We start from the raw sequence: 12,233 nt of genomic DNA on the forward strand, positions 1-12,233 counted from the left end.
CGATGGCCGCCGAGATTTCCGATCTTACGCCGCTCGTCGATCTGGTCGATCTCGGCGTCGTCCTGATCGACCGGGGCCGGCAGATCGTGGCCTGGAACGATTGGCTCGCGATCCGGTCCGGGTTGACGGCCGACGCGGTGCGCGGCAAGGCTTTGGGCTCGCTGTTCCCCGAGATCGCCGGCTCCCGGCTCGAAACCGTCATCGATGCCGCGCTGAAATCGGGCCAGGCGGCCGTGCTGTCGCGCCAGCTCAATCCTTCGCTCCTGCCGCTCAGGAACGCGGTCGGCCAGCCGATCGTCCAGGCGGTGGTCGTGCGGCCCGTCGTCCTCGCCGGCCAACCGCTCTGCCTGATCCAGATCCGGGACGAGACGGCCGCCGCGATGCGGGAACGGCTGTTGCGCGAAAACCAGCGACAATTGTCCGAAGCCCGCGAGGGGGCGGACCGGGCGAACCGCGCCAAGAGCGAGTTCCTGGCCAACATGAGCCACGAGATCCGCACGCCGATGAACGCGGTCATCGGCCTCACCCACCTGCTGCTCGACAGCAAGACCGGGCCGATCCAGCGCGATTATCTCGACAAGATCCGCAACTCCGCCGAATCCCTACTGGCGATCATCAACGAGATCCTGGATTTCTCGAAGGTCGAGGCCGGGCAGCTGGTGCTCGATCGCGCGCCGGTCGAAATCGACCAGATCGTGGCGCTGGTCCTCGATCTGGCTGCGGTGCGCGCCGACGAGAAGGGCCTGGAACTGCTGGTCGAGACGCGGGCCGACGTGCCGCGGATCCTGCTCGGCGACGGCCTGCGCCTCGGCCAGATCCTGAACAACCTGCTGAGCAACGCCACGAAATTCACCAGCAGCGGCGAGATTCTGCTGACCGTCGAACGGATCGCCGCGCCAGATGACCGGGTTCGCCTGCGTTTCGGGGTCGAGGATACCGGCATCGGCCTCGACGAAGCGGCGCAAGCCCGGCTGTTCCGGCCGTTCGTCCAGGCCGACGGCTCGACGACCCGCCGCTTCGGCGGCACCGGCTTGGGTCTCGCGATCAGCAAGCGCCTGGTCGACCTGATGGGCGGCGAGATCGGCGTCGAGAGCGTGCCCGGGCGTGGCAGCCTGTTTTGGTTCACCGCCGATTTCGATCGAAGCGAAGAGGAGCCGGCAGCGAGGCCGAAGCAGACGGCGCGCGTCCTGTTGGCCGTGGCCCAGCCGACGGCCCGCCGCATCCTCGCGTCGTCGCTCGCAGCGCTGGGACTGACCGTCACCTGCGTCGAGGATGGTTTCACCGCGGTCGAGACGCTGGTCGAAGCCGCCGCGGGCGGTGAACCCCAGGACCTGTTGCTGATCGACGGGCTGGCACCGCGGATCGATGGCCTCGAAGCGGCGCGCTGGGTCCGCGGGCGGCCGGAGGTCGCCGGCACGAAGATCCTGCTGCTGGCCGGGGTCCGCGAGCGGGAACGCTACCAGGAGGCGCTGACGATGCGGACGATCGACGGCCTGCTGGTCAAGCCGGTCGACCGCGCGGCGCTGGGCCTGCTGGTCGCCCAGGCCTTGACCCGGCGCCAGGTCGCGGCGCCCATGGCCTGGCCGGTCCCGGAGCCGCCGCCGTTACCCGTGCCCGATCTCGGCTGCGTCCTGTTGGCGGAAGACAATGAAATCAACCAGCTGGTCGCGGGCGAAACCCTGCGCCGCGCCGGTTTCACCGTCGAGATCGCCGCTAACGGATACGAAGCCGTCGCGGCCGCGACCCGCGAGGGTGCCGCCTTCATCGCCGTGCTGATGGACCTGCAGATGCCGATCATGGACGGGTACGAGGCGACCCGCCGCATCCGTGCCCATGGCGCTGCGGCGGGCCTGCCGATCATTGCGGTGACGGCCCATGCACTGGCCGACGAGCGGCGCAAATGCCTCGAGGCGGGCATGACCGGCTTCCTGTCGAAGCCGTTCGATCCCCAGGATCTGATCGCGATCGTCCATGGCGCGCGCGAGGGCGAGGCGGGTGCCGTGTGACGGCGACGATCCGCCATGTCCGGCATAGCTCCGTCCTCGGGACCTGGGAGCGCTGGATCCGAGCACCCGATCCGCGGCTCGCGGGCCACCTCTCGGGTGCCTACGAGGGCTGGGCCGAGGTCGGCACCAGCTTCGTCCGCCGGCGCGAGTTGCCATCCGGCGTCATCCCGCTGATCCTCAACCTGGGCATGCCTTACCTGATGCCCGATCCCCGTCACCCGGACCGGGCGCCCGACCGGTTCGGCTCGTTCATGGCCGGCTTGCACGAGCGCTTCGTGCTGGTCCAGGCGACCGGATCATCCCTTGGGGTCCAAGTGAATTTCACGCCGCTCGGTGCCCATGCCATCCTGCGGCGGCCGATGGCCGATCTGACCGACCGGGTGGTGGATCTGGGCGACCTGCTGGGACCGGCCGGCCTGCGGTTGGAGCTGCGCCTGCGCGAAGCGCGGTCGTGGTCCGACCGATTTTCCCTGATCGACGATTTCCTTCTCGACCGGCTTGCCGCCGCGCCCGCGTCTTCGCCCGGCATTGCCTGGGCCTGGGGGCAACTGGAACTGTCCGGCGGCCTGATCCCGATCGGCGTGCTCGCCCGCACCCTCGAATGCTCGCCGCGCCACCTGATCGCGCAGTTCCGCCAGCGGATCGGGTTGCCGCCGAAATCGATCGCCCGGGTCTTGCGCTTCAGCCGGGCGGTCGCGCTGTTCAGCCGCGACGACGGCCGGCGCTGGGCCGATATCGCGCTCGATTGCGGTTATTTCGATCAGGCCCATCTCAATCGCGAATTCCGCGAATTCGCCGGCAGCACGCCGGGCGATTTCATTGGCCGGCTGCTGCCCGACCAAGGCGGCGTGATCGGCGATTGAGCGGTAAATTCCATACAAGACAGCGCCGCCGACGCCGACTTACGCTCCGCGCCACAATAGCGAAAGGCGAATGGCATCGTGGCGGACGGACAGCATCAGACGGCGGCGCGGGCACCGGCGCTCGCGTTCATTCTCATCACGGTAACGCTCGATATCCTGGCACTCGGCCTCATCATTCCCGTATTGCCCAAGCTGGTGGTCGATTTCCTGCATGGCGACACGGCCCATGGAGCCGAGATTCTAGGCCTGTTCGGCACGGTCTGGGCCTTCATGCAGTTCCTGGCCGGGCCGATCCTGGGGTCCCTGTCCGACCGGGTTGGCCGGCGACCGGTCATCCTGCTGTCGAACCTCGGCCTCGGTCTCGATTACGTGCTGATGGCCTTGGCGCCCAACATCCTCTGGCTGTTCGTCGGCCGGGTGATTTCCGGTGTGACGGCCGCCAGCATCACCACGGCTTTCGCCTATATCGCGGACGTGACGCCGCCGGAAAAGCGGGCGAAGGCGTTCGGCATGATCGGTGCCGCCTTCGGCATCGGCTTCATCGTCGGGCCGGCGATCGGCGGGCTGCTGGGCAATCTCGATCCGCGCCTGCCGTTCTGGTTCGCCGCCGGCTTCAGCCTGCTGAACGCCGCCTATGGCTTCTTCGTGCTGCCGGAATCCCTGCCGCGCGACCGGCGCAGCGCCTTTTCCTGGCGCCGGGCCAACCCGATCGGCGCGCTGACCCTGCTGCGCAGCCATCCGGAGCTCTTGGGTCTGGCCGCGGTCAGCTTCCTGTTCAATCTGGCCCACGAGTCGCTGCCGGCCGCTTTCGTGATCTATGCCGGCTACCGCTACCATTGGGATCAGGGAATGCTCGGCTTGACCTTGGCCGGCGTCGGTGTCTGCAGCGCCGTGGTCCAGGGCGGCCTGATCGGCCCGATCGTGGCACGCCTGGGCGAGCGGCGCGCCCTGATGTTCGGCCTGACCGCCGGTGCCATCGGCTTCGCGATCTATGGTTTGGCCCGGACGGGGACGATATTCTGGATCGGCATACCGGTCATGGCGTTGTGGGGCGTTGCCGGGGCCGCTGCCCAGGGGCTGACCAGCAGCAGGGTCGGGCCGGGCGAACAGGGTCAGCTGCAGGGCGCGTTGCAGGGCGTGCGCGGCATCGCCGGCCTGATCGGCCCGGGGCTCTACACCCTGTCCTTCGCCTATGCCATCGGGCCGGGCGTGTCATGGGGCCAGCCGGGATTGCCCTATTTGATCGCGTCGCTCTGCCTGATCGCCGCCCTGGCCATGGCCGTGGTGGTGACCCGCCGGCACGCGGTGCCGGCGGCTACTTGATGAAACCCATCGCCCGCGGCACGGCCAGGGTCATCTCCGGCACGAAAGCCAGGACCAGCAGGCAGGCCAGCATCAGCAGCAGGTATTTTGCGATCGGTTTGGCGGTCTGTTCGATCGGCACGCCGCCGACCGCGCAGCTGGTGTAGAGGCCGAGGCCGAGCGGCGGGGCGAACAGGCCGATGCCCATGGCGACGATCAGCACGATGCCGTAGTGCAGCGGATCGAAGCCGAACTGTTGGGCGACCGGCAGCAGCAGCGGCCCGAAGATGATCAGCGCCGGAGCGCCTTCGAGGGCCGCACCCATGATGATCAGCAGTGCGATCGAGACCAGCATGAAGATCCAGCTGCCCCCGCCATGGCTATGGCTGAGCGCGATCAGCGCATGGGCCAGGCCCTGGGGTACCTGGTCGATGGTCAGCACGAAGGCGACGGTCTGCGAGGCGGCGACGACGAACAGGATCATGCCGCTCAAGGTCGCGGCACCGACGAACAGCTTGGCCGTCTTGGCGATCGTCAGCTCGCGGAACACCAGGGCACCGACCGCGATCGCATAGAACACGGCGAAGGCGGCGACTTCGGTCGCCGTCGCGAAACCGGATCGGTAGCCGCCGAAGATGATGACGATGACGCCCAGGCTGACGATGCCGCTCCAGATCAGCTGCTTCAGCGTGCGGCCGGTCGGCTCGAGGGCCGCCGGTTTCGCCTTGGACGACATCAGCAGGACGCCGCCGATCAGCACCAGGGCCATGAAACCCGCCGGCACCAGGCCGGCTGCGAACAGCCCGCCGATCGAGATGTTGGCGACATAGCCCAGGATGATCATGTTGATGCAGGGCGGAATGGTCTCGGCCATGATGGCGCTCGCCGCCAGCAATGCCACGCCATCGGCCGGGTCCTGGCCGGACCGCCGCATGGCCGGGATCATGACCGTGCCGACTGCGGTGACGTCGGCCAGCTTCGAGCCGGAGATGCCCGAGAACAGCACCATGCTGAGCACGGTGACGATGCCGAGCCCGCCAGGCCGTTCGCCGACCATGCGGCGCAGCAGCTCGATCAACCGCACCGACATGCCGTTCACTTCCATGGCGAGGCCGGTCAGCACGAAGAAGGGAATGGCGAGCAGCACGAAATTATCGATGCCGGCCGCGGCCTGCTGGGCGAACACGGCCAGCGGAATGTCGCCGTCGGTCGCAAGGAACGCCAGCGCACCCAGGCACAGCGCGAAGGCGATCGGCACGCCGCCCGCCAGGCACAGAGCAAAGCCGATCAGCAGCATGGCGAGCGGGCTGGGGGCGAAATCCGGCAGGTAGAGCTGCCAGGCCAGGAGCACGGCCACGATCAGGCACAGGCCGGCGAGCGCCAGTGCCCGCGGCCGGCCCGGGCATTCGAGCAGGTGCCCGGCGGCGAACAGGCTCATCGCGGCGCCGCCGAGCACCATGGGGTAGATGAACAGATTCTGGGGCAGACCATAGGACGTGATCTGTTCCGAAGCGGTCCTGCTATAGTCCCAGGCGTACCAGGTCAGTGACAGGGCCACCGCGAAGACGACCCACAGGCCGGCGGCCTCGACCAGGGCGCGCCGGTCTGGACTGAGCCGGCTCAGCAGCGCCTGGATGCCGACATGGCGGCGTTCGGCCAGCGCCGCCGCCCCGCCGGTGAAGGCGAGGAGGACGAGCAGGCCGCGCGCCACCTCGTCGCTCCATTGCAGCGGGTCATGGAACACGTACCGATAGATGACCGACAGGCAGACCACGATCAGGTCGGCCAGCAGCGTCAGGGCCGCGACGGTCTCGACGGTCCGGCGCAGCACCAGGATGCCGCCATGGGCGACCCGGGCCGCCAAGGGACGCGGCATCGACGGCGCCATCCGCCGATCGGTTTCCACGAGCATGTGTCCAGACCCGTCCTAGCCGTGGCCGATGGCGTCGAGCACCGGCTTGGTGTTCGGGTATTGCTTGGCGAACTCGTCCCACAGCGGCAGCACCAGCGCCTTGTAGGCGGCGCGATCGGCCTCGACCGTGGTCACGCCGTTGCCCTTCAGCGTCGCGAAGGCCGCGGCTTCCACCTCGGCCGCCTTGCCGCGTTGATACTTGGTCGCTTCGGCCGCCGCTTCCTTGAACGGGCCCTGCAGGTCCGCCGGGATCTTCTTCAGGGCGCGCTGGCTGATGATCGCGGTCTGCGGATTGTAGATATGCTTGGTCAAGGTGATGTGCTTGGCGACCTCGTACCATTTGAGCGCCAGCACGGTCGGCGCGTCATGCTCGGCGCCGTCGATCACGCCGGTCTGCAGGCCGGTATAGACCTCGCCCAGCGACATCGGCGTCGGTGCGGCACCCATCGCCTTGAGCGTCGCCACGAAATTCGGGACAGGCAGCACGCGCAGCTTCATGCCCTTGATCTCGGCCGGTGTCGGTGCCGGCGCGCGCGCCGTCACGTTGCGGCCGCCGAAGCTGACGCCCCAGGCGAGCACTTCGACGCCGGCCTTGTCGGCGAAGATCTTGTTGAGCGTCTGGCCGGCCACGCCGTCGAGCATCGTGCCGCTCGCTTCGAGCGTCGGGAACAGGAAGCCCAGGTCGAGCACGCCGACCTCGGGCGCCACGGTCGCCCAGATCGACGAGCCGGAGATCATCATGTCGACGATGCCCAGCTTCACCTGACCGACGATGTCGGATTCCTTGCCCAGCTGATTGTCCGGGAAATAATTGACGGTGACCTGGTCGCCGACCTTGGCCTTCAGGTTCTTGGAGAACTGGTCGTACCAGACCCAATGGGCCGAATTCGGATCGGACGGCAGAGACGAAGACATGCGCAAGGCCACTGGTGCGGCAAAGGCGCTCCGTGACAGCATGGGCATGGCGAGGCTGGTACCGGCGACGGCGGCGGCGCCGAGCCCGAAGGTGCGGCGCGTGAAGCGCGAATCACTCATTCAAAATCCTCCCAGGATCTCGTCCCGATCATTGGCGCGGGACTTGTATGGTTATCGTACAAATATTCAGCACAAAGCGGACTGGGGCGTCAATGGTTTCCGGCGGTTCTAGCCGCCGAAACGATTCGCCTTCAGGCCCTTGACGCCGAGCGGCAGCGCGAACAATCCACCGGCTTCCGGAGCGTCGCCGTTGTCCTGCCAATTGTTGCCGCCGAGCGAGGTGACGAAGCCGGTCGTGAGGTCGGCCCCGCCGAACGCGAGCTTGGTCGGTCGCTTGACCGGCATCGGCACGATACGGTCGACCGCGCCCTCCGGCGTGAAGCGCACCAGTTCGCCGCCGGTGATGCCGGCCATCCAATAGAATCCTTCGGCATCCACGGCGCCGCCGTCGGGGCGGCCGGCCAGGTCCCTGGTGTCGAAGAACACCCGGCGCTCGCCCATCGTGCCACTGTCCGGGTCGTAGTCGGCGACCCAGATGGTGCGGATCTTGGCGGTCGAGTCGGAAAAATAGAATCGGGTGCCATCGGGGCTGAATGCCATGCCGTTGATCGTCCAGAACCCGCCCATCTGTTTGGTGCAGCGGCCGTCGGGATCCAGCCGATAGACCGCACCGGTCGGCTGGATGCCGTGCTTGTGCATGCGCATGGTGCCGGCCCAGAACCGGCCTCTCGTGTCGCAAGCGCCGTCGTTGAAGCGGTTGCACGGCTCATCGGCCTCCGGATCGACCAGTCGCTCGACGGCGCCGGTCGCCGGGTCGAACAGGGCGAAGCCGGTCTTGAGTGCCAGCACCAGGCCGCCCTGCTCGCGCAGCGCCAGGCAACCGATCTCCTCGCCCAAGGCCCAGGTTCGATCCGTGCCGGTCGCCGGATCGAACCGATGCAGCAGGAATCCGTCGATGTCGACCCACCACAGGACCTGCTCGCGCTCGCACCAGACCGGGCCTTCGCCGACCAGGGCATGGGCGTCGAGCACCAGGCGGGCTTCGGATCGGGTGTCGGACATGGTCAGGGGTCCATCATGCGGATGTGATCAGCCGTTAGATAACAGGACTGGACGAGCGATGGCAATTTGCCATGTTATCAGACAAGATACATTTTCCGTTCCGCTTGCTGGAACAATGGTGATGCGATGGCCAGAAGTCCGACCGCTTTTTCTCCCTTGACCGTGCCCCTGAGCCGCACCGCCCAATTGGTCGAGCATCTGGGTTCCGAGATCCGCGCCGGTCGCTACAAGCCGACCGAGCGCCTGCCGACCGAACAGGAGCTGATGGCCCGGTTCGACGTCAGCCGCACCGTCGTCCGCGAGGCGGTGGCGAGCCTGAAGGCCGAGGGGCTGGTCGTGACCCGCCAGGGCTCCGGCGCCTTCGTGGCGCAGAATCCGACCGGCAAGCCGTTCCGCATCGTGTCCGACGACCTGAAGTCGATCGCCGAGGTACTGAACGTGCTGCAGCTCCGCCTCGCGGTCGAGGTCGAGGCTGCAGGCCTGGCGGCGATCGAGCGCGACGACCACGGCCTGGAAGAGATCGGCCTCTGCCTCGACCGGATCGACGCGGCGGTGCGGGCTGGCGACGCGGCGATCGAGGCAGACTACGAGTTCCACCTGTCGATCGCGCGGGCGACCGGCAATCCCTATTTCGAGCGTTTCATGCGCTTCCTCGGCACCGTGCTGATCCCTCGTCAGACCGTGCGGGCCGGTATCGAGAACCCGCGCGTCCGGCGCGACTATCTCGACCAGGTCCAGGCCGAGCATCGCGCGATCCACGCTGCGATCGTGGCCTCCGACCCGGACGCAGCGCGGCAAACCACCCGGGCCCATCTCGAAGCGGGTCGCGTGCGCTATCTGGCGATCGCCCGCGAGACCGCCTGATCGACTATCTGCTGGAGTTGAGAATTGCCGGAAATCACAGGACAGACGCGGCTCTATGCCATCATGGGCGAGCCGATCGCGCAGGTTCGCGCGCCCATGGTGTTCAACCGGCTGTTCGCCGAGGCCGGGCTCGATGCCTGCATGACGGCCTTCCAGGTCGCTCCGGAAAACCTCAAGACGGCGCTCGACGGCTTCTATCGCCTGGCCAATCTCGACGGGCTGATCGTCACGGTGCCGCATAAGATGGCGATCCTGCCGCTGTTGGCCGAACTGGCGCCGATGGCGGCACGTTCCGGCGCGGTGAACGTCATCAGGCGCCGGCCGCAGGGCGGCTGGATCGGCGAGATGGTCGACGGCCTGGGCTTCGCCGAAGGGGTCCGCACCGCCGGCCATGACGTCGCCGGTCGCCGCGTGCTGCTGGTCGGTGCCGGCGGGGCGGGCGCCGCCATCGCCTTCGCGCTGGTCGAGCATCGCTGCGGCGAGATCGCGGTCTTCGACGCGGACCCCGTTCGCGCCGCGGCCCTGGTGGACCGGCTGCGCACGGACGGCAAGGCGGCGACCGTGGCGCCCTCGTCTGATCCGGCCGGCTTCCCGATCGTCATCAACGCCACGCCGCTCGGCATGCGGGCGGACGATCCGCTGCCGCTCGACGTGGCCCGTGTCGATCCGGGCGCGGTCGTGGCCGAAGTGATCATGAAGCCCCGCGAAACGCGCCTCCTCAGCCTGGCGCGCGCCCAAGGCAATCCGGTCGTGCTCGGCGAGCGGATGCTCGACTACCAGGCGCCCTTCGTGCTGGATTTCTTCGGGATCCCCAGGCCCTGACACTCAGATCCGGCACTTCCGACGACCTGATCGGATGGGTGTCGTACAAATCCCGTGTGATAGGGCGGGTGGATGAACGTGATTATTGTGTTCGACGGGCGAGCTGAAACAAGCGGAACATAAAAATATAAGCAAACACAATATAATAGAGGATTTCACGAGAAGTCGATCGGCAGTCATCAACGGGTAGATATTTGACAGTTGTACGATGACCATGCAACTCTGACTCTCAAGCGTCATTGGTGATCGCCTCAGTGCGAGCCGGAACGCGGCGGGGTGGAGGCGGCATGGTCGGTGTGGGTTTCGCGGCGCTGCGGCGCATTCAGGTTCGTCTCTGGTTGGCATTCGCGGCCGTTGCGGTCATCAGCGTCGCCGGTACCGCGGCCTCGGTCCTGTCGAACCGCAGCGTATCGGCGACGATCGGGCGGTTCGGCGACGCGACCTTGCCGGAACTGCTCATCGCCCAGACCATGCTCGACACCAGCAACGGGCTGGTCGGCGCCACGCGGTCCCTGGCGCAGGCAAACGACCAGGCCGTCTTCACCGACCTGGTCAAGAAGGCCGACACCGCTCTCGCCAACCTGCGGTCGCTCGCGACCGAGCGGCTCGCGGCGGTGGGCGCCGGCGATGCCTCCGTGACGCTCAATCGATTGATCGACCGGTTCGCGGCCGGCCTGCAGGCGGTCGAGGCAGGCGCCACGCAACGGCTCCAGGCCCGCGCCCACCGAGAAGGCATGGCGACCGACATGGCCCTGACCGGCCAGGCGACGATTTCGACGACCGGCCCGCTCGTCACCCAGTTGCGCAGTCAACTCGCCGGGCACATCGCGGGCCTGGGTGGGGCCGGCGATCCCAAGAAACTGCAATCGGCGCTCGATGATCTCGACAAGATCGACGTGGGCGCCCTGCTGACGGCGCAGAAGCTGACCGCCGACGCGACCACGCTCTCGGGCCTGCTGGCCGCGGCGGCCGCCGCCCCGAACGAGGATGTCCTGCGCGGCATCGAGGCGCAGATCGGCGTCGCCACTTCGACCCTGGGGGCGGTGAAAGGGCTGCCGGACAGCGACCTGACCCAGGCGTTCGGGGCGGCGAGCGAGGCGCTGCTCGAATTCGCGGCACCGGCAAATGGCATCGTCGCGGCCCGGCGCGACGAGCTGCAGCGCGAGGCGGCAGTCGGCCAAGCGGTGGCTTCCAGCACCGCCGTCAGCGACGAACTGGCCCAGGCGCTCGGCCAATTCGCCGAATTGCAGTCCCATACCGCCCAGGACGCGATCAAGGCGGCGGGGGCCCAGATCCGCCTGTCGCTGAATCTCCAATTGCTGCTGGCCGCGATCGGCATCGCGGCGGCCGTCCTCATCGGCTGGCGCTACGTCAGCCGAAGCCTGATCCGGCGCATGCTCAAGCTGCGCGACGCCATGCATGCGGTCGCCGGCGGCGATCTCGGTCCCGAAATCGCCATCGACGGGGCCGACGAACTGACCGCCATGGCCGAGGCGCTGGCCGTGTTCCGGACCAATGCCCAGGAAGTCGACCGGCTGCGCCGGGCGCAGGAGGCGGCGAAGGCGCTGGCTGAGGGCGAGCGCCGGGCGGCGCTGGCGGTACTGGCCGACGGGTTCGAGGAGAGTGTGAAGGGCGTGGTGACGGCGGTATCGGCCGCCTCGGTCGAGCTGCAGGCGTCGGCCGAGACCTTGAGCGAGACGGCGAGCCGGGCGTCCGCGCAATCGACCGAGGTGGCGGAAGCGACCCAGGGCGCGCTGGAAGACGTGCAGACCGTGGCATCAGCCTCGGCGGAACTGGCGGCCTCGATCCGCGAGATCGGCAGCCAGGTCAGCCGCTCGGCGCGCATAGCGGGCCAGGCGGCGAGCCAGGCGGAGGCGACCGGCGGCACGGTCAATGCGCTGGCCGACAGCGCCCAGAAGATCGGCGAGGTCGTGGCACTGATCAGCCAGATCGCGAGCCAGACGAACCTCTTGGCGCTCAATGCCACGATCGAGGCGGCGCGCGCCGGCGATGCCGGCAAGGGCTTTGCCGTGGTGGCGTCCGAGGTCAAGAACCTGGCGGCGCAGACGGCGCGGGCGACCGACGAGATCGCCCAGCAGATCACGGCGATCCAGACCGCGACCGGGGCCGCGGTCGGCGCCATCAAGGGCATCGGCCAGACCATCGGCGAGATCAACGAGATCGCGACCGCGATCGCGGCGGCGGTCGAGGAGCAGAGTGCGGCGACCGAAGAGATCTCGCGCAACGTGACCCATGCGGCCGACGGCACCGGGGTGGTCGCCCAGAAGATCGGCGCGGTCACGCTCGCGGCCGGCGAGACCGGCTCCGCCGCCGGTCAGGTGCTGAACGCCGCCGGCGAACTGTCCCACCAGTCCGACACGCTCGAACGCAAGGTCGAGGACTTCCTTTCCCAGATCCGCGCGGCGT

General features: G+C 68.0%; 9 protein-coding genes. 6 read left to right on the top strand and 3 right to left on the bottom strand.

The window, feature by feature from the left end; genetic code table 11:
- Positions 1-2 precede the first annotated feature (2 nt).
- The 3 genes from VGV37_RS16155 (at position 3) to VGV37_RS16165 (ending at position 4,192) form a co-directional block, all read left to right on the top strand.
- Positions 3-2,006 (top strand): response regulator, encoded by a 2,004-nt coding sequence (locus VGV37_RS16155; RefSeq protein ID WP_326880727.1) that lies wholly within the window; start codon positions 3-5, stop codon positions 2,004-2,006.
- Entirely contained in the window at positions 2,003-2,869 is an 867-nt protein-coding gene (locus VGV37_RS16160; RefSeq protein ID WP_326880728.1) for a helix-turn-helix domain-containing protein, read from the top strand. Before VGV37_RS16155 ends, VGV37_RS16160 begins: the two co-directional genes overlap by 4 nt.
- 78 nt (positions 2,870-2,947) lie before the next feature.
- Positions 2,948-4,192: a TCR/Tet family MFS transporter gene (locus tag VGV37_RS16165; RefSeq protein ID WP_326880729.1), complete on the top strand. Its 1,245-nt coding sequence runs from the start codon at positions 2,948-2,950 to the stop codon at positions 4,190-4,192.
- On the opposite strand, the gene VGV37_RS16170 is transcribed toward VGV37_RS16165, so the two are convergent.
- From VGV37_RS16170 to VGV37_RS16180, 3 genes are all read right to left on the bottom strand, one after another.
- The gene (locus VGV37_RS16170) at positions 4,185-6,047 is read right to left on the bottom strand and encodes a TRAP transporter large permease subunit (RefSeq protein ID WP_326880730.1); all 1,863 of its coding nucleotides are present in this window, start codon (positions 6,045-6,047) and stop codon (positions 4,185-4,187) included. The genes VGV37_RS16165 and VGV37_RS16170 overlap by 8 nt on opposite strands.
- Before the next feature lie 51 nt (positions 6,048-6,098).
- On the bottom strand, positions 6,099-7,118 hold the full coding sequence (locus VGV37_RS16175; RefSeq protein ID WP_326880731.1) for a TRAP transporter substrate-binding protein: 1,020 nt from the start codon (positions 7,116-7,118) through the stop codon (positions 6,099-6,101).
- 108 nt (positions 7,119-7,226) lie between these two features.
- Positions 7,227-8,120 carry an SMP-30/gluconolactonase/LRE family protein gene (locus VGV37_RS16180; protein ID WP_326880732.1) on the bottom strand — a complete coding sequence of 298 codons (894 nt, stop codon included), beginning with the start codon at positions 8,118-8,120 and terminating at the stop codon, positions 7,227-7,229.
- A gap of 162 nt (positions 8,121-8,282) precedes the next feature.
- Between VGV37_RS16180 and VGV37_RS16185 the strand changes: the two genes are divergently transcribed.
- The 3 genes from VGV37_RS16185 to VGV37_RS16195 all read left to right on the top strand — a co-directional run.
- Positions 8,283-8,984, top strand: a complete 702-nt coding sequence (locus tag VGV37_RS16185; protein ID WP_326880736.1) for a FadR/GntR family transcriptional regulator — start codon at positions 8,283-8,285, stop codon at positions 8,982-8,984.
- A gap of 24 nt (positions 8,985-9,008) precedes the next feature.
- Complete coding sequence (locus VGV37_RS16190; protein WP_326880733.1) at positions 9,009-9,806, top strand: shikimate dehydrogenase; 798 nt, start codon at positions 9,009-9,011, stop codon at positions 9,804-9,806.
- 287 nt (positions 9,807-10,093) lie between these two features.
- The coding region (locus VGV37_RS16195) for a HAMP domain-containing methyl-accepting chemotaxis protein (protein ID WP_326880734.1) at positions 10,094-12,233 on the top strand (2,140 nt) is incomplete at its 3' end.

The organism is Aliidongia sp., assembly GCF_035943795.1.
Lineage (GTDB): Bacteria > Pseudomonadota > Alphaproteobacteria > ATCC43930 > CGMCC-115725 > Aliidongia.

Coding starts and splice junctions, on each gene's coding strand:
- VGV37_RS16155 (WP_326880727.1), top strand. CDS start 3: ATGGCCGCCGAGATTTCCGATCTTACGCCGCTCGTCGATCTGGTCGAT.
- VGV37_RS16170 (WP_326880730.1), bottom strand. CDS start 6,047: ATGCCGCGTCCCTTGGCGGCCCGGGTCGCCCATGGCGGCATCCTGGTG.
- VGV37_RS16175 (WP_326880731.1), bottom strand. CDS start 7,118: ATGAGTGATTCGCGCTTCACGCGCCGCACCTTCGGGCTCGGCGCCGCC.
- VGV37_RS16180 (WP_326880732.1), bottom strand. CDS start 8,120: ATGTCCGACACCCGATCCGAAGCCCGCCTGGTGCTCGACGCCCATGCC.